15 protein-coding genes are annotated in these 16,401 nt (G+C 61.2%); 3 read left to right on the top strand and 12 right to left on the bottom strand.

Annotation, left to right across the window (positions count from 1 at the left end; all coding sequences use genetic code 11):
• Positions 1-87 precede the first annotated feature (87 nt).
• The 9 genes from NKI47_RS08635 to NKI47_RS08595 all read right to left on the bottom strand — a co-directional run bounded on the left by NKI47_RS08635 (position 88) and on the right by NKI47_RS08595 (position 8,598).
• Complete coding sequence (locus tag NKI47_RS08635) at positions 88-843, bottom strand: AAA family ATPase (protein ID WP_051406149.1); 756 nt, start codon at positions 841-843, stop codon at positions 88-90.
• Between the two features lie 911 nt (positions 844-1,754).
• Positions 1,755-3,347: a gamma-glutamyltransferase gene (gene ggt, locus NKI47_RS08630; RefSeq protein ID WP_352589207.1), complete on the bottom strand. Its 1,593-nt coding sequence runs from the start codon at positions 3,345-3,347 to the stop codon at positions 1,755-1,757.
• 21 nt (positions 3,348-3,368) lie between these two features.
• Positions 3,369-4,088: an ABC transporter permease gene (locus NKI47_RS08625; RefSeq protein WP_352453426.1), complete on the bottom strand. Its 720-nt coding sequence runs from the start codon at positions 4,086-4,088 to the stop codon at positions 3,369-3,371.
• The gene (locus NKI47_RS08620; RefSeq protein ID WP_023677395.1) at positions 4,085-4,798 is read right to left on the bottom strand and encodes an ABC transporter permease; all 714 of its coding nucleotides are present in this window, start codon (positions 4,796-4,798) and stop codon (positions 4,085-4,087) included. Before NKI47_RS08620 ends, NKI47_RS08625 begins: the two co-directional genes overlap by 4 nt.
• Before the next feature lie 85 nt (positions 4,799-4,883).
• Complete coding sequence (locus tag NKI47_RS08615) at positions 4,884-5,729, bottom strand: transporter substrate-binding domain-containing protein (RefSeq protein WP_352589201.1); 846 nt, start codon at positions 5,727-5,729, stop codon at positions 4,884-4,886.
• Between the two features lie 85 nt (positions 5,730-5,814).
• Entirely contained in the window at positions 5,815-6,486 is a 672-nt protein-coding gene (locus tag NKI47_RS08610; RefSeq protein ID WP_352589198.1) for a GntR family transcriptional regulator, read from the bottom strand.
• A gap of 513 nt (positions 6,487-6,999) precedes the next feature.
• On the bottom strand, positions 7,000-7,377 hold the full coding sequence (locus NKI47_RS08605) for a VanZ family protein (protein WP_352571657.1): 378 nt from the start codon (positions 7,375-7,377) through the stop codon (positions 7,000-7,002).
• A 660-nt stretch (positions 7,378-8,037) separates the two neighbouring features.
• Entirely contained in the window at positions 8,038-8,304 is a 267-nt protein-coding gene (locus tag NKI47_RS08600) for a DUF6894 family protein (protein WP_352448669.1), read from the bottom strand.
• Positions 8,305-8,406: 102 nt separating this feature from the next.
• A complete protein-coding gene (locus NKI47_RS08595; RefSeq protein WP_352589194.1) occupies positions 8,407-8,598 on the bottom strand; it encodes a DUF3606 domain-containing protein in 192 nt (63 codons plus the stop codon).
• Positions 8,599-9,020: 422 nt separating this feature from the next.
• On the opposite strand from NKI47_RS08595, the gene NKI47_RS08590 reads away from it, so the two are divergent.
• The 3 genes from NKI47_RS08590 (at position 9,021) to NKI47_RS08580 (ending at position 10,432) form a co-directional block, all read left to right on the top strand.
• Complete coding sequence (locus tag NKI47_RS08590; RefSeq protein WP_352457747.1) at positions 9,021-9,320, top strand: DUF1236 domain-containing protein; 300 nt, start codon at positions 9,021-9,023, stop codon at positions 9,318-9,320.
• 139 nt (positions 9,321-9,459) lie between these two features.
• Complete coding sequence (locus tag NKI47_RS08585; protein WP_352589188.1) at positions 9,460-9,909, top strand: hypothetical protein; 450 nt, start codon at positions 9,460-9,462, stop codon at positions 9,907-9,909.
• A 181-nt stretch (positions 9,910-10,090) separates the two neighbouring features.
• Positions 10,091-10,432, top strand: a complete 342-nt coding sequence (locus tag NKI47_RS08580) for a hypothetical protein (protein WP_292663955.1) — start codon at positions 10,091-10,093, stop codon at positions 10,430-10,432.
• Positions 10,433-10,496: 64 nt separating this feature from the next.
• Here NKI47_RS08580 and ggt (NKI47_RS08575) read toward each other — a convergent pair whose 3' ends face one another.
• The 3 genes from ggt (NKI47_RS08575) to NKI47_RS08565 form a co-directional block, all read right to left on the bottom strand.
• Entirely contained in the window at positions 10,497-12,233 is a 1,737-nt protein-coding gene (gene ggt / locus NKI47_RS08575; RefSeq protein ID WP_023677383.1) for a gamma-glutamyltransferase, read from the bottom strand.
• A gap of 573 nt (positions 12,234-12,806) precedes the next feature.
• Positions 12,807-14,099 carry an L-rhamnose catabolism isomerase gene (gene rhaI, locus NKI47_RS08570; RefSeq protein WP_023677382.1) on the bottom strand — a complete coding sequence of 431 codons (1,293 nt, stop codon included), beginning with the start codon at positions 14,097-14,099 and terminating at the stop codon, positions 12,807-12,809.
• 125 nt (positions 14,100-14,224) lie between these two features.
• Positions 14,225-16,327, bottom strand: coding sequence for a bifunctional rhamnulose-1-phosphate aldolase/short-chain dehydrogenase (locus tag NKI47_RS08565; RefSeq protein ID WP_023677381.1), 2,103 nt, complete (start codon positions 16,325-16,327; stop codon positions 14,225-14,227).
• Between the last annotated feature and the right edge of the window lie 74 nt (positions 16,328-16,401).

Raw genomic sequence — 16,401 nt, 5'->3', positions numbered from 1 at the left:
ACGCTGCCTAACGGTCGCCGCTGCGCCCGCAGAAATCTGCGAATGCCAACGAACGATCTCACCGTGAGCACCATGCAACTCGCGCCTCTAGTCTGGCCCGACGCATGCCGTCGCGGGCAATCCGTGCCCCACGATGCGCGCGACGACCTGTTCGAAATTGCGTGGGTCGAGGCCGTCGACACGCATCAGCGGCCATTTGTCTTGCAGGCATTGGCCGATCTCCCTCGCTATATCCGCTTGCTTCAGGCCCCTGACCACTCCGACTTCGAGAAGGCGCTCGAGGTACGGCTGCCGCGCATACCGCTCAATGAGGCGGTGGCGCAGCGTTTCCCCGGGCGCGTCGACTTGAATGAGGAGATCCGGTCGCGGCAGGAACGTCATGCAATTACGAACCATGTCGATACTTGGATTTCGTGCCAACAGGACGAGCGCACACAACGCCTGAACGATGCCCTCTTCGAAAATGAAGTACCCTTCTGAGGCCTGCGCCGTATTCCAGGCTTCGAAGAGCAAAACGACGTCGATCTTCAGACGCAACGCCCATATTCGACTTTTTGGAGGGATCGATGCCAAAAGCCGCGCAGCGGCCCCCTCGCTCGGCGGGGTCGAGAACAAGACCGGACTCGCGGTGGCGAGCTTGTGCACCAGACGCTGGATGCCATGGCGTGTCTCCGGGCCTTCATCCTCGACCGAATCGACTTCGCTGCCGAAAGACACAAAATCAATCCGGCGATAGCCATTGACTGTCTTCACACGGATGTCGCGTTTCGCCAGCTCACGGCAAAGGGCGCGGAGAAGGGTCGTCTTGCCTGCACCAGGCGGACCGAACAACTCGATGATCATGTAGGGATCTCCCGAACAGGAAGCACAAAGATCGGATGAAGCGAGCTCGCCCGCTCCGGCGGTGTGGCGAGCGTAAACACTCTGGCATCCGCCTGGCCGAGTTGACCCCGCTCGCTGGCATCCTGCTGACGCCGCAAAAAGATTTGGAGGAGATGCGATGCGGCGGGAACTGCCTTTCCATGACGTGCAGTCCCGCCTGTTGAGCCGCGACAGCGTTGCCGGTTGACTTGAGAACTTGCAATTGCTTCTCGATCGCCTGCGCTTGCGGCTGGTTGACACGCCTGTCGCTGTCGAACTGGCTCGTCGCCCGTGCCATCTCCTGATCGATCGAGCGCCCCACGGTTGCCCGTTGGTCGACGTCGGTCGTCGTGGCTTCCAGGCGTGCGAGCCTCGACGACGCCGACCCCGCCGCCTGCGCCAACACCTCCGTCGTCGCGCCGCTTGCGCCCATAGGAACATGGACCTCAGAAAGTCTCTAAATTGCCTGGTGATCGGAGCTTACTAGGAGTGCCGAACCATACCATCATCCATCTGAATGACTGTCGGCACCACGGCACGCGTGTTTGGACGCTGAACAGGGCAACGAGTTCAGGCCGAGCGGGCGCTTTTGGCTTGACGCGACACAAACGCGACATTCGGCCTAAAATCTGAACAATATCAATCACCGACAGCGGACTGAAAATCCGCATGTCGGTGGTTCGAATCCGCCTCTGGGCACCATTTTTCCCTGTACGGCCCGGAGACATGGGTAACAGTTTGTACCTAAGACATGGGTGACAACCTCGCGCCGATCGGATTGTCGATGGCGTGCAAGAATTATCTGGACCATGGCGCCAGCGCTCCTGCTCGCCGGCCAAATGTCGATGAAGAGCATCTTCGGCATCTTGGATCCCGCTCTGGCCATAACCGGTCTACAGACCGAGGGCGCAGCCGTCCTTGCGCGGTTCAGAACCGCCCAGCAGGGTCCCGTTTGCCCAATCGATGCGAATGGCCTGCGCACCGCCGATCGGGTCCGTGGCGGGAATGATTTCGAAACCGCGTCGGCTAAGTTCAGCTACGGTTTCGCCAGCGAGCCCGTGTTCGGCCTGGACGTTCATGGTGCCGCTGACGGGGGCGACCCGCGGCAGATCAATTGCCTCCTGCAGATCCATCCCGAAGTCGAGCACCTTCGTCAGCAGGTGCGCGTGGCCCATTGCCTGGTAGTAGCCACCCATAACGCCGAAAGGCATTTCTGCCCGGCCGTCTCTCGCAAGCATCCCGGGTATGATGGTATGCAAAGGTCGCTTGTTCGGCGCCACTGCATTGGGGTGCTTGGGGTCAAGCGAAAAGCTTTGCCCGCGATTGTGCAAGACGACACCGGAGCGTGGCGAGACCAGGCCCGAGCCAAAGCTGTCGAAGACCGAGTTGATGAAACTGACCGCATTGCGATCCTTGTCGACAACGGAAATATAGGCCGTGTCGCTGTGCAGCGGCATATCGAACGCCGGCAGGTCCGCGCGGGCGCGCTTTAGGTCAATCATGCCGGCCAGACGATCGGCCCAGGCATTCGACAACATGTCGGCCACCGGGACCTCGGACGCATCAGGATCGGCGACGAGCAGGTCACGCGCGGCGTAAGCGAGGCGTGTTGCTTCGATTTCCAGGTGAAGCCGGTCCGCGGATTGCGGGTCGCCGTGCGCTTCGAAGCGCGAGAGGATGTTTAGAATGAGCAGCGCGATCACACCCTGGCCATTCGGCGGACATTCGAACACATCGCAGCCTCGGAACGCCGTGCTGATCGGGGTCACGTATTCGCCTGTTGCCGAGGCGAAATCTTCGAGTGTGTGCAATCCGCCGAGCCCACGAAGATAGGCGACCATGTCGTCGGCCACAGGGCCAGTGTAGAAGGCCTCTCGTCCCTTCTTGGCGATCAGCCGCAGCGTTGCAGCCAGCTCAGGCTGGCGATGCACTTCGCCAACGCCTGGCGCGCGGCCGTTTGGCAGGAAAATCCGTTTCGCGGCTACATCGGAGGCCAGAAGTTCTTCTTCCAACGCCCAGTCACGATGGACCCGCGGTGAAATGGCGTAGCCTTCCTCGGCGAAGCGTATAGCAGGGGCCAGGATTTGATCGAAGGGCATATGCCCGTGATCAGCGTGCAATCTGGTCCAGGCATCGATCGCTCCCGGGATGGTGACGGAGCCAGGAGAATTGCGGGCCACCTCCGCCATGCCACGTTCGAGGAACCAGTCAATTGTGAGGGCGGCGGGTGTCCTGCCCGATCCGTTGTAGGCGATGACTTCGCCGGATCCGTTTCGCGACAGAAGAGCGAAGCAGTCGCCCCCGATGCCGGTCGAGGCTGGCTCGACGACACATTGCACCGCGCAGGCTGCGATGGCGGCATCCATGGCGTTGCCGCCGGCCGCCATGATCTCCACCGCCGTCAGGGTCGCCGACGGATGAGAGGTGGCGGCCATGGCCTCGCGTGAAACGACGACCGAGCGCGTTGGTTTCTCAAAATTTCGCATGCTATGCCCTTCTGATCGTGCTCAAGAGGCGGCGTCGCTCATCGTCGAGGGGCGGTGCCGCAGATGCCGTGACATCCAGTATTCGAGTGCCGCCAAGGCACGGATGATCGCGAAGTTCAAAGTGAGATAAATGGCGCCCGCGCAGATGAAGACTTCAAAGGCGCGGTAGGTCTGGGAGATCAATCCCTGGGCAATTCCAGTCACCTCCATCAAGGTCACGATGGAAGCCAGAGACGTGCCCTTGATCATCAGGATGATTTCATTGCCGTAACTCGGCAGCGCCTGGCGAAAGGCCAGCGGCAGGATAACGTGCCGATAGGTCAAATAAGTGGACAGGCCGACAGACCGGGCCGCCTCGACAAGGCCGCGTGGCACCGATTGAATCGCGCCGCGGAGGATTTCGCTGCCATAGGCGGTGGTGTTGAGTGTCAGCGCGATGATTGCGCACCAGTAGGGTTCGCGGAAAACGGCCCATAATCCAATTGCCGACAGTTGGTGCCGGAACTGACCAAGGCCATAATAGGTCAGAAAAATCTGCACCAGCAGAGGCGTGCCCCTGAACACGGCAACGAAGCCACGGATCGGCAAGACGACGAAGGGCGATTCCGATTGCTGGGCAAGCGCCAATGTGACGGCAAGAACGAAGCCGGCAACGATGGAAGTCAGGGCCAGTTCCATCGTGAGCGGCAGGCCGGCGAGTAGCTTCGGCAGGATTTCGAGGAAAAAACCGAAATCTATCATGCCGACCGGACGCGCCACGGCGCCTTCCGTTCCAGACGGTAAAAGGCGTGGCCCGTGACGGAAGCGATAGCCAGATAGAGCAAGGCTGCAGCAATGTAGAAGATAAACGGTTCACGGGTCGAACCTGCAGCGATCTGTGCCTGGCGCATCAGTTCAACGAGGCCTATTACCGATATCAGCGAGGAGTCCTTCAGAACCAACTGCCACACATTGCCGAGACCTGGCAGCGCGTATCTCAGGAGCTGGGGAAAAATAACCTGTCGCAGCCGCTGCAGCCGGTTGAGACCAAGCGCGCAAGCGGCATCGTGCTGTCCCTGGTCGATGGCGAGGTAAGCCCCTCGATAGACCTCGGCTTGATAGGCGCCCGAGATGATCGCGATAGCCAAGGTTCCAGTGGCAAAGGCCGGAACGCCGACGAATCCGGACCCGCCCAGGCTATGACCAAGCGAGGTCAGGGCGACGCTTCCTCCATAGTAAAGCAGATAAATGGTCAGAAGGTCGGGCACGCCCCTGAAAACCGTGCAATAGCCAAGGGCCAAGAACCTCAATACCTTGGAGTTGCGGAGACGCCCGGCCGCTGCCAGCCCGCCAAAGACAGCGCCAAGCGCAAAGCCCAGCACAGACAGGAGCACTGTGACCGAGGCCGCCATGAGAAGAGCAGCCCCCCAACCTCCGTGCTGGAAACCAAGCAGCCGGAATGCGTCAACCATTGATACCCCCGGCATTGATACCCCCGGCAGGACGAACGGCTCAGCTCCGGAACGTGGTCAGGAATGGCCGTTCGCCGGCAAGCGCTTACTTGACTGGAGTGACGTCGCTCTTGAGCCATTTAAGCGACAGGGTTTTGATCGTGCCGTCGGCGGTCGCGGCGTCGATGGCGCCGTTGAGCATGTCTTTCAGCTTGGTGTCCTCTTTGCGGATACCGGCCCCGGAGCCAAGACCGAAGAGACCCCCGACAAATCCTGGTCCTGCAAGCGTATAATCGCTGAACTCCGGCTTGCTCAGCGTGGCGGCCAGCGCTGTCTGTTGCGCGAAGAGCGCGTCGATGCGACCCGCGGCAAGATCGAGATCGTGTTGCTCGGTGGTCTTGTATTCGCGAATCTCGGCGACGTCCGAGAAGTATTTTTTCACAAATTCCAGGTTCGCCGTTGCAGCCTGAACTCCAATGATCTTTCCCTTCAGCAATGGCTTGAGCCGGTCGATTGCCGCCTGCGCAGAGGGTTCATTCTCCAGCTTCAACCGCTCGTTGGAGATGCCGAGCTTGCCCAGTTCGCTATCCTTGGCGACCGCGAAACCTGAGGGATCCACCGCATATGGCTGGGTAAAGTCAATGATCTTCAGACGTTTTTCAGTGATGAACATGCTCGCCATGATCACGTCGAACTTGCCGACGGTCAGCGCGGGGATCATGCCGTCCCAGTCCTGTGCGACGATCTTGCACTCGATCTTCATTCGCCCGCACAGATCATTGGCGAGATCGACTTCGAAGCCGTCCAGCTTGCCGTCGGCTGTTGTGAAATTCCAGGGCGCGTAGGCTCCTTCGGTGGCAATGGTAATTGCCTTTGGTGTTTCTTGTGCAACGGCGGCCTGGACCAGGCCGAACAGGACCGACGCAATGGCTGCGATGCGGCTAATTTTCATATCATTCTCCTCTTTTTGCCGGTATGGCAGTTCCCTTTCGTCGTGCCGGATTATCTTCCGGCTTCAATGAGTTAGATGGTATTCCCTAGCGGCGGCCGGGACTTGCGAAGTTGGCCAGAAGCGGCGCCGTCTCGACGATATGATCCCGCATGACGATCTCAGCCTTGCCGGCATCACCTGACCGCAGCACGTCGATCAGGATCTCGTGCTCGGCACGCGCGCTGGCGGGTTTGTCGACATAGTCGAACCAGATGCGCAGGTAGGGCTCGATCACGACGTGCAGGCTGGCGATCTGCCGGACCAGCTTGGGTCTGTTGCTCAATTGGCAAATCTGCAAATGGAAGGCCTGATGGCGCACGACCCAGTCGCTGCTGCCGGTCTGGCTGGCGCGCTCCATCCGGTCAAGCTGGCGTTCCAGTTCTTCAAGCACTTCGACATCGATGTGCGGCATGGCAAGCCTCACCGCCAGCCCTTCGAGCACCGAGCGTATTTCAAATGTTTCGTAGATCTCATCGAGGGTAAGCCCAGCGACGATGCAGCCACGGTTCGGGCGAATGACCACAAGACCTTCCGCGGCCAGTTGGCGGAATGCTTCGCGAACCGGCATGCGGCTCATGCCGATTTCCGTCGCGATCTCTTCCGGGATCAGCCGGTCCCCGGCCCGATAACGCCCCATCCTCAGGGCCCGCTGAATGTGGCGATAAGCTTCCTCCTCGGCGGTCGTGATGCCCAACGGCTCGATTGCGTCAGCTGCCATGTCCCTGGTCCGATCAGAGCGTATCTGTGTATCCACTTATCCAGTTGTCGAAACCTGTGTCAAGCACCGATGCTTGGGCGCTTTAGAATTTCTCTTGTGAGAATAAGCACTTGGTAGGGGAAATCGGGCTAAGCACACTGTGATCAGCTAAGCCGCTGATCGGCCTACTTTTCAACATCCGGCAAAAAGGCCCGCCGCTCCATTTGCGAAGCGGCGAGGCCCCATATTCGGGGACGATTGCCGGGATTCCCCGGCATTGCCTACAGTGCAATTCAGGTGCCAGAATTGTTGACCCAAAACGGGTCACCGCACCGGAGGCGCGAGCGCGGACCTTCCGCGATCACGCTACTGCCGCGCATTGCCGTTCCTGCTATGTTACTTTGCGGCGGACGTAATTTTTCCGCCTGGCCGGCGCCCCATCAGGCAACTTACCCCAACGCGCCCCCCAAGTGGCGCCGGCCATTTTCCCCTTATTGGGGCACGGGCGCGCCGATTCCGTTATGCGCTTTCGAGCTATGGCAATCCGCCGGCGAGCCGCTTTGTCCAGCCTGCAACCATCAGTCCGCACGCGATTCCCGCGCAGTCGGCCACCCAGTCGAATAAATCCGGGTCGCGCCCTATCAGTTGCACGGCCTGAAGCCCCTCGATCGCCGCACCCGTGAGAACGAGGAGTACGATCAGCTTCGCCTTGCGTTCCGGCCAGCCGAGACTTCCGAGAGCCGCCAGGACGACGAAGGCGGCGGCGTGATTGAGCTTGTCGTGATCAAACGTGAAAGCCAGGCCAAGACCCTGCAAGAGCCGCTCCGGCAGAAGGGCGAACAGCAGAACGCCGGCAAACGCGGCCGGAAAGGCAATCCTTGCCACGATCTGATAAGAATCCAGGCGCAACAAGGGTAGAATGGCCTTTCGTCCGAAATCTGCAGGGAATACCGCCGGCCGCCATAGTCGCGAGCGAGCGCGGCGTCCAATTTCCGCCGTCGGGGCGTCCGGTGCATCGTCAGAATGAATGAATGCCTCGGGTCAGCCGCTGGGCAGGCCGAACTGCTGGGGAGGGCTCTGCAATGGTGCGGCTTCCGCGATCACGCAATTACCTGCTGCGCCAGCGCGGCTACTATCTGGCTGCGGCGGACCTGATTTCCGCTTGGCCGGCGCTGCGTCAGGGCACCTTACCCCATGCCACACGAAGCGGCGCCGGCCAGAATTCCATCGATTGCGTGATGACCGACCCGCGTCAAAAAAGCCCGCCGCCCTGTCGGACGACGGGCTCCGTTGCCTGGGCGCCAGGGCGCCGCGGTAGCGACAGATGCTACTACTGCTCCCGCAGGTCTCCAATATGCTGCCGCCGAACGGCGTTGCGCATCGGCTAAACAAACGAAGCCCGCGCCTCTGGCGGAGGGCGCGGGCCGATCGGATTGCACCCGATCTGCAGCAGAATCCTGGGAGGTTCCCGCTGCTTAAGATAACAATTAGAGACTTCTAATGTTCCGTGCCAGGGGAAGATGCCGCTGCACCAGAAATCTGATGATGGACGGCGCGATGATGATCGAGCCGTCAGTTCGTGCGCAAGTCGATCTGGAAAATCCGCTCGTCGAAGTGCCGCGTTTCAACGGCAAAGGTCAAAGCCACTTCAAGGACCAGACCGCCACGGTCGTCCCGGACCTTGACTGCAATCCTGCGATGAGGAAGGCCATCCCTGGCCATCTCGGCCAATGTGCGAAGGGCTTCTTTCCTGACCAGCGGGAGATCGTCATATAACGTTCCCTGATCGTCGGAATAGACGATTCCGTCTTCATCGGAATCGAAGAAGTAGCGGGGCATTGCGCTTGGCCGAAGCGGCGGCATCCGGGCACGTTGTCGATAGCTGGCCTGATCTCGGCCGATCGCGATCAGTGCCTCTCCACCGTTGGCTTCGCCGCCAGCTCACTTGCGCTCGCGCAATGCCTTCACCGCCTGCGAGAGGATCATCCGGTCGCCGCCGGTCCTTTTGATCAGCTTGCTCACCTGGCTGGGCGAAACACCATTTTGCCGCGCGAAATGTTCGACCTCATAATATTCATCCGCCGAAACGCGATTGCGGTCGCTGAAGTCTCGCTTGCTCTTGTCGTCGGGCATTTCCGCTCTCCTCGCCCCTTCTCTTCGCTTCAGGGGGTCAACTTTGGTGCACGCAGCAATTTGAGGGTTCGCCCGCCACAAAGTGACGCGCGAACCCTTATCGGCGCAGGAAGGGACAGGGCTGCGCAGATGCCGGGTTCGATCGGAATGGAAACAGCCAGGATCGGTGCGAGCAACCGTCGACCTTTTCCATGGAATCCTCCCGGAACGTGCAGCCAGCAACGGCTAGGTGCCGCGGCGGTTCCGGATCACGCGGCAAACCCACCCTTTGCGCGCAAGGATCAGACTTAGGTCCTGCGGCAACACGTCGGTTGGTCCCTGCCGGGCGGGACCGAAGCCCCGTCGACGGAACGTTTTCAGCTGCCTTCCGTTCGAGTGAGCCTTGGCGCGAAGAGCGGACCGAGTTCGCAAAGGAGACGACCATGAGAATGCATCTTTCCACCGCGGTGGCGGGATTTTTGCTGCTGGCAGGCATCGGCGCCGCTGCGGCGCAAGACGTTGTCATCGAACCGCAGCAGGAAACGGTCATCAAGGAGTACGTGAAGAAGCAGCCGCTGGCCTCGGTGAAAATCCCTGGGGTGGAGCTCAATATCGGCTCAACGCTTCCCGATACCGTCGAGCTTCATGAAGTCCCCAGCGTCAAATACCGCTATGTCATCGTCGACAACCGCACCGTCGTCGTCGACCCAGGCACGCGCAAGATCGTCAAGATCATCGAGTGACGTGAAAGCTCGGGCAGTCGTCGCCGGCCGCTCGTAAATGAGCGGCGGGCGACGTATGCGTTAGGCGGTTCCTCGGCGTCGTCGCTCAGCAGGAACCCGCCGTACCGTCGAGGGCCGGGGGGCCTCACAGGCAGTTTCAATGCGAACAATCAGCAGACTTTTTGATTCCCATGACCAGGCGGCGCGTGCCGTCGAAGCACTTCAGGCGGCAGGAATTGCGCGCCACCAGATCAGTATCATCGGACCCTATGATGACGAAATCGGCGCCGTCTTGCGCGGTCCAGGCACCGGTGCCGCCCTTGGCGCGGCGGCGGGTTTGTTGGCCGGCCTCGGCGCCTTCGATATCCCCGGTATTGATCCCCTCGGCGCGGGATGGCTGGCATCGGCCCTCGTCGGTGCAGCCTTCGGCTGCGTTGCCGGCAGGCTTTTCGGGACATCGTCCGGTACCGGCAAGCAGCCAGGCCAGACGAATGCCGCACAAGGTGTGATCCTGGTGCTGGCGCATGTCGATGAAAGGCAGGCCGACTCCGCACAGGCGGTGCTTGGGGCTTCCGTTCAGGCAACGCGGTCTTTGGCCAGGGCGGCATGAAGATTCAGCTCGGGCAAAGCGCTTGACCAGGCCGCGCAGCGGGGCGGCGATCCAAGCGCGAATTCAAAAATCTCTGGCAAGCCGCCGCCAGAAAGTGTTGAACACCGTGCCGATCACATTCGGCGAGCGGTTGCGCTCGGCGAGGCTTGATGATTTGCTGTCGGTTTGCGGAGAACGAATAATGCATGAGCCTGTCGGTCAAGACGAATATGGGTCGACCAGCCCGTTCGATCCGGACGATCTGTCGAGGTTGAACGCAATCGGCCCGAGCGCCGGCAGCAACGATTTCGAAAAATACGCAGTCGCCGTGATCATCGTGTTCGGCGCCCTGATCATCGGTGGCCTGATGGCTGCCGGCTTGAGCTTCGGGCGCCGCAGCACCTTCTTTTTCGCGCTTGGTGGCGCCACTGCAGCATGGATATCCGGCAATGCGCTTCTGCTCGACCGGCCGCGCATCTACGCGCTGTTCGTCGGCATCGCGGCGCTGATGCTGATTGCGTCGACAATCGCGCTGGTCACCTGAAGCAAGGCGCAATCTTCTTGTTGACCATGATCTTATCCGAAAACCGGTTCCCACTTTTTGGGGTTTAATACCCGATAGCCTTGCCGGCTGCGGCGCGGCTGTCGATGGCGCCATTGTAGCGGGCGCCGCCACCCTTCTCGATTTCCGCCAGGCTCTTGCCGCCGACCAGGATGCCGGCCGCCTGGCCCCAGGTCGTGTCGGCAAGATCGAGGCGGTAGCCCATGCCGGTAAGCAGCTTTTCGGTATCGGGCGACAGGCCGAAGGGTTCGATATAGACCGTGTCAGGCAGCCACTGGTGATGGATGCGCGGTGCGTCGATGGCCTCCTGGATGTTCATGCCGTGATCGACGACGTTGACGATCGCCTCCAGCGTGATGGTGATGATGCGTGAACCGCCGGGGCTGCCGATGACCATGAACGGCTTGCCGTCTTTGGCGAGGATGGTGGGGCTCATCGACGACAGCGGCGTCTTTTTCGGCGCAATCGCATTCGCCTCGCCCTGGACGAGGCCATAGAGATTGGGCACGCCGGGTTTCTGGGTGAAATCGTCCATCTCGTTGTTGAGCAGGATGCCGGTGCCGGCGGCGACAACGCCGGCGCCGAAAGAGCCGTTCAGCGTGTAGGTTACCGCGACGGCATTGCCGTCATTGTCGATGATCGAAAAATGCGTCGTCTCGTTGCTCTCGCCAAAGCCCTTCGGCATCAATTCCTGCGAGACGCCGGCCCGGAACGGATCGATCTTTTCGCGAATTTCCCTGGCGTAATTCTTGTCGAGCAGTTTTGCGACCGGATTGTCGATGAAGCCGGGATCGCCGAGCGCCGAATTGCGGTCGACATAGGCGTGGCGCATCGCCTCGACCATGACGTGAACCGTCTCGGCCGAACCGGCGCCGAGATAGGACAACGGATAGAACTCAAGCACGTTGAGGATCTCGCAGATGATGACGCCGCCGGAGCTCGGCGGCGGCGAGGAAATGATCTCGTAGCCGCGGTAATTGCAGGTCGCCGGCTTGAGCTCGCGCACCGCATAGTTTTCGAAATCAGCCCTGGCCAGAATGCCGCCCTTCTCGCCACTCGCCTTGACGATGGCGTCGGCGGTCGCGCCTTTGTAGAAGGCATCCGCCCCGCGTTCGGAAATGGCGGCAAGCGAAGCCGCGAGATCGGGCTGAACAAGGCGCTCGCCGACAGCATAAGGCTTGCCGTCCGGCTTGAGGAAAATGGCCGCCGCCGCTGGGTCCCTGGCCAACCGCTCCGCGCCGCCCTGGAGCGAGGCCGCATCGCCCTGCTCCAGCACGAAGCCTTCTTTGGCAAAGCGGATGGCCGGCGCCAGCAAGTCCTGCCGCGACAGCGTGCCGTATTTCTCCCGCGCCATTTCGAAACCAGCGACCGAGCCCGGCACGCCGACCGCCAGATAGCCGTCGAGACTGGCGCCTTTTACCGGCTTGCCGTCCTTGTCGAGATACATGGTTTTGGTCGCGGCCAGCGGCGCGCGCTCGCGAAAATCGAGGAAGGTCGAGCGGCCGTCCTTGAAGCGGATGGTCATGAAGCCGCCACCGCCGATATTGCCGGCGGTCGGATAGACCACGGCCAGCGCATAGCCGACGGCGACGGCGGCATCGACCGCGTTGCCGCCCTGCTTCAGCACCTCGACGCCGACCTCAGACGCAAGGTGCTGGGCGGTCACCACCATGCCGTGCTCGCCCTTCGCCGGCTGCGGCGAGGCGGCATAGGCGAGGAAGGGTACGAAGGTCAGGGTGAGGGAAAGGCTTACGGCGATTAGGGTTCGGCGGGTGTTGTGCATGGCCGTCCTCCGAGGCGTGGGGTAGGCCTAGGAAACGCGCTTGGAGCGGTTGAGTCTACTGCGAAGATCGAAAGAATCGGGAGGGTTCGCACGCCTGTGCCGGTTCGCCTCGCAACCGCCGTTGCAATCTTCGGCGACTGCAACGGCATGGATCCTAGGGTCTCCGCGACGTCGCTTCGCTCCTGCTCCGCCCTAGGATGACGAAGGGAGGGAGGGATCGGCTAATCCCGAAAGTTTGCGATTTGCCAGCAGCCGCCAGCCTGCAACGTTTGCCATTGCCATCAGCCGCCAATCCCCAACATCTGCGATTAGCTGTAGGCCCTCACGCCTTCGTCATCCTAGGGCGGAGCAGGAGCGAAGCGACGTCGCGGAGACCCTAGGATCCATGCCGTTACTTCTGAGCGCCGCAGCGTTGGAAACAAGGCCACGCTTCATCGCGGCTCCCAGAATTTTCACGTTACAGCAATTTTGTTCTTGCTTTGTGCCGGCAGCTATGCTACTAATTTGAGTGTGGTGCTAATTGGCTCCAACGACCCGCCCTTCGTGGCGGGTTTTTCATTTTCACCCCCAACATCAAACAATCCCGCCGCCGACGCTCGCCACCGCCGGCCGTTCGGCTGCGACCTTCGCTCGGTAGCCGGCGGCGCGGTAGGCGGCGACCGGATCGATGGCGCCGCCGGTCTTCAGCCGCGCCATGGCAAGGATCGGCTCGACGTCGGTGCGATAGGCTATCTTCAGCGTCTGCGTCGCCATCAGCGCGTCATTGGCGTCCTGGAAACCTTCGAGCGCCTTGCGGTCGACCAGCAGCGCCTGAGCATAGGCGCGCTGCACCTCAATTGCCGACAGCATCAGGCTTTCGATCGGGTCGGTGACGTTGTGGCTCTGGTCGAGCATGTGAGCCGGATCGAACCCTTCTGCACCTGAAAGCTCGGCATCGACCAGTTCATTGAAGACGAGGAACAGCCGGTAGGGATCGATCGAGCCGGCGTCGAGATCGTCGTCGCCGTATTTCGAATCGTTGAAATGGAAGCCGCCAAGTTTCTTGAACTGGATCAGTCGCGACACGATCATCTCGATGTTGACGTTGGGGGCGTGATGGCCAAGGTCGACCAGACAGAACGCCTTGTCGCCAAGCTCTTTGGCGATGATGTAGTTGGTGCCCCAATCCTGCACGACGGTCGAATAGAAGGCCGGCTCGTACATCTTGTGCTCGGTGAACAGTTTCCAGCCGTCCGGCAGTCCGGCATAGATCTCCTTCATCGCGTCGAGATAGCGCTCGAATGCCTTGGCGAAATTGACCTGGCCGGGAAAGTTCGAGCCGTCACCGATCCATACCGTCAGCGCTTTGGAGCCCAGCGTCCTGCCGATCTCGATGCATTCGAGATTGTGCTCGACCGCCTGCCGGCGTGTTGCTGCATCGGCATGCGACAGCGAGCCGAATTTATAGGAAAGTTTTTGGTCCCTGGCGTCGGAGAAGGTGTTGGAGTTGATGGCGTCGAAGCCGAGGCCGAAGCGGGATGCCGCCTGCTTCAGCCGGTTCGGATCGGCCTTGTCCCAGGGAATATGCAGCGAGACGGTCGGCGTCGCCTGCGTCAATTGCCGGATGACGGCGCAGTCCTCGATCTTGTCGAAAATGTCACGCGGCTCTCCGGCGCCGGGAAAGCGGGCAAAGCGGGTGCCGCCGGTGCCGACGCCCCAGGACGGGATGGCGACGGCGAATTTCTCGACCTTGTCGCGGATGGCGTCGATGGCGATGCCGCGGCGGTCGAGGCGCTCGCCGAGAGACTCGTAGTCGCGCTTGAGATTGGCGTTGCGCGCGGCATTGTCTTTCTCGACAACATCGGCGGAGATGATGGTTTCGGACACTAAAGTTTCCTCCCAAATGCGTTCGGTTGGCGCTGCCCCTCATCCGCCTGCCGGCACCTTCTCCCCGTATGGTGACGGGGAGAAGGGTAAAGCTCCGGCGTCGGCGCCAACCCTCAAACGACTGCTTATCGCGTAAAGCTCTGTGCGTTGCCGGCGTCGACGTTGATGATGTTGCCGGTCGATTTGGCCGACATATCGGAGGCGAAGAAATAGATCGCCTCGGCGATGTCTTCGGGGAACACCGACCGCTTCAGCATCGAACGCGAGCGGTAGTGCTCCTCGAGATCGTCGGTCGACATCTTGTAGGCGGCGGCGCGCTGTTCCTTCCATTCGCCGGTCCAGATCTTCGAGCCGCGCAGCACAGCGTCGGGGTTGACGACATTGACCCTGATCTGCGCTTCCGCGCCTTCCAGCGCCAGGCAGCGTGCCAGATGGATTTCGGCGGCCTTGGCAGTGCAATAGGCGGCGGCGTTTGGCGATGCGGCAAGCCCATTCTTGGAGGCGACGAAGACGACGTTGCCGCCGATCTTCTGCGCCCGAAACAGCCGGAACGCCTCCCGCGAAACCAGGAAATAGCCGGTCGACAGGATGTCCATGTTCTTGTTCCACAGCGTCAGCGTGGTGTCCTCGATCGGCGCCGAGGAGGCCAGGCCGGCATTGGAGACCAGAATATCGATGCCGCCGAATTCGACCGCCGTTTCGGCAAAGCCGGAGATCACCTGATCCTCGGACGTGACGTTGATGACTACGGGCCGCACGAAATCCTTGCCATAGGCCTTGGCAAGCTCGTCATTGGCGCTGGCAAGGGCTGCTTCGTCGATATCGGCCAGCACGACGCACGCGCCCTCGCGCAGCAGCCGGTTGGCGGTGGCCCGGCCGATGCCGCCGGCGCCGCCGGTGACCAGCGCAATCTGGCCGGCAAGAGCCTTTGGTTTCGGCAGGCGCTGCAGCTTTGCCTCTTCGAGCAGCCAGTATTCGATGTCGAAGGCTTCCTGGTCGGGCAGGCCGACATAGGTCGAGACCGTCGAGGCGCCGCGCATGACGTTGATGGCGTTGACGTAGAATTCGCCCGAAATGCGCGCCGTCGCCTTGTCGCCGGCGAAGGTGAACATGCCGACGCCCGGCATCAGATAGACCACCGCGTTAGGGTCGCGCACCGGAGGCGAGTCGGCGTGCTTGCAGCGGTCATAATAGGCCTGATAGCCGACGCGATACTCCGCCACATCATCGGCAAGACGGGCAATGACGGCATCGACGTCGGGATTTTGGGGGTCGAACTCGATGACCAGCGGCCGGATCTTGGTGCGCAGGAAGTGGTCCGGGCAGGACGTGCCGAGTGCCGCCAGCGGCCGCAAATCCCTGGAATTGACGAATTCGAGCACGGCAGGGGAATCGTCGAAATGGCCGAGCTTGTGGCTGTTCTCCGAGATCAGGCCACGGATCCTCGGCATCAGTTTTGCGGCCACGGCGCGACGCGCAGGCGCATCGAGGGATTTGACGACTTCGCCGCCGAAAATCGGCTTGCCATGGCTCTTGCGCTCGAACCAGTCGATCGCCTGGTTGATCACCGAGATCGTCGTCTCGTAGCATTCCTTCGGCGTGTCGCCCCAGCTGAACAGGCCATGACTGGCCAGTACGACACCCTTGGCTTCGGGGTTTTCGCGGCAGAATTTCTCCAGCCATAGGCCGAGCTCGAAGCCCGGACGTTTCCATGGCAGCCAGCCGATCGTGTCGCCGAAGATTTCCTTGGTCAGCGCCTGCGAATCCTTGGCGGCGGCAATGGCGATGATGGCATCGGGATGCATATGGTCGACATAGGGCTTCGGCACGAAGGCATGCAGCGGCGTGTCGATGGAAGCCGCGCGCGGGTTGAGGTTGAAGGTGCAATGGGGCAGATAGCCGACCATCTCGTCTTCATGTTCGAGGCCGCGATAGAGACCTTTCAGCGCGCGCAATTTGTCCATGTAGAGCGTGGCGAAGCCGTCGAGCTTGATCGAGGCGCTGTCGCCGCCCGAGCCCTTGACCCACAGCACTTCCACGCTCTCGCCGGTGAGCGGATCGTTTTGCCAGATCTTGGAGGAGGTGTTGCCGCCGCCATAATTGGTGACGCGCTTGTCGGAGCCAAGAACATTCGAGCGATAGACCAGACGTTCGGGCTCGCTCATTGCTTGCGCTTTTGCGTCATCCCAAAGATTGGCGAGGCGCGTGCCGGAGCGCTTGTCGAGCATAGGTATCCTCCCTTTGGGACACGCAAACGGCGCGGGTCCCTTTTGTACGAATTTCTACGCAAGCGGCGGTCTTG

Source organism: Mesorhizobium sp. M0633, assembly GCF_040320645.1.
In the GTDB taxonomy this organism is placed as follows: domain Bacteria; phylum Pseudomonadota; class Alphaproteobacteria; order Rhizobiales; family Rhizobiaceae; genus Mesorhizobium.
Note: the sequence above shows the minus strand (reverse complement) of the source record. Positions and strands in the feature narration are given on the sequence as shown.

Bases quoted from the DNA above. Each gene is read 5' to 3' on its own strand.
- NKI47_RS08595 (WP_352589194.1), bottom strand. From the start codon at position 8,598: ATGCCCGACGACAAGAGCAAGCGAGACTTCAGCGACCGCAATCGCGTT.
- NKI47_RS08600 (WP_352448669.1), bottom strand. From the start codon at position 8,304: ATGCCCCGCTACTTCTTCGATTCCGATGAAGACGGAATCGTCTATTCC.
- NKI47_RS08580 (WP_292663955.1), top strand. From the start codon at position 10,091: ATGCATGAGCCTGTCGGTCAAGACGAATATGGGTCGACCAGCCCGTTC.
- NKI47_RS08590 (WP_352457747.1), top strand. From the start codon at position 9,021: ATGAGAATGCATCTTTCCACCGCGGTGGCGGGATTTTTGCTGCTGGCA.
- NKI47_RS08635 (WP_051406149.1), bottom strand. From the start codon at position 843: ATGATCATCGAGTTGTTCGGTCCGCCTGGTGCAGGCAAGACGACCCTT.
- NKI47_RS08625 (WP_352453426.1), bottom strand. From the start codon at position 4,088: ATGATAGATTTCGGTTTTTTCCTCGAAATCCTGCCGAAGCTACTCGCC.
- NKI47_RS08610 (WP_352589198.1), bottom strand. From the start codon at position 6,486: ATGGCAGCTGACGCAATCGAGCCGTTGGGCATCACGACCGCCGAGGAG.
- ggt (WP_023677383.1), bottom strand. From the start codon at position 12,233: ATGCACAACACCCGCCGAACCCTAATCGCCGTAAGCCTTTCCCTCACC.
- NKI47_RS08615 (WP_352589201.1), bottom strand. From the start codon at position 5,729: ATGAAAATTAGCCGCATCGCAGCCATTGCGTCGGTCCTGTTCGGCCTG.
- NKI47_RS08585 (WP_352589188.1), top strand. From the start codon at position 9,460: ATGCGAACAATCAGCAGACTTTTTGATTCCCATGACCAGGCGGCGCGT.
- NKI47_RS08620 (WP_023677395.1), bottom strand. From the start codon at position 4,798: ATGGTTGACGCATTCCGGCTGCTTGGTTTCCAGCACGGAGGTTGGGGG.
- ggt (WP_352589207.1), bottom strand. From the start codon at position 3,347: ATGCGAAATTTTGAGAAACCAACGCGCTCGGTCGTCGTTTCACGCGAG.
- NKI47_RS08565 (WP_023677381.1), bottom strand. From the start codon at position 16,327: ATGCTCGACAAGCGCTCCGGCACGCGCCTCGCCAATCTTTGGGATGAC.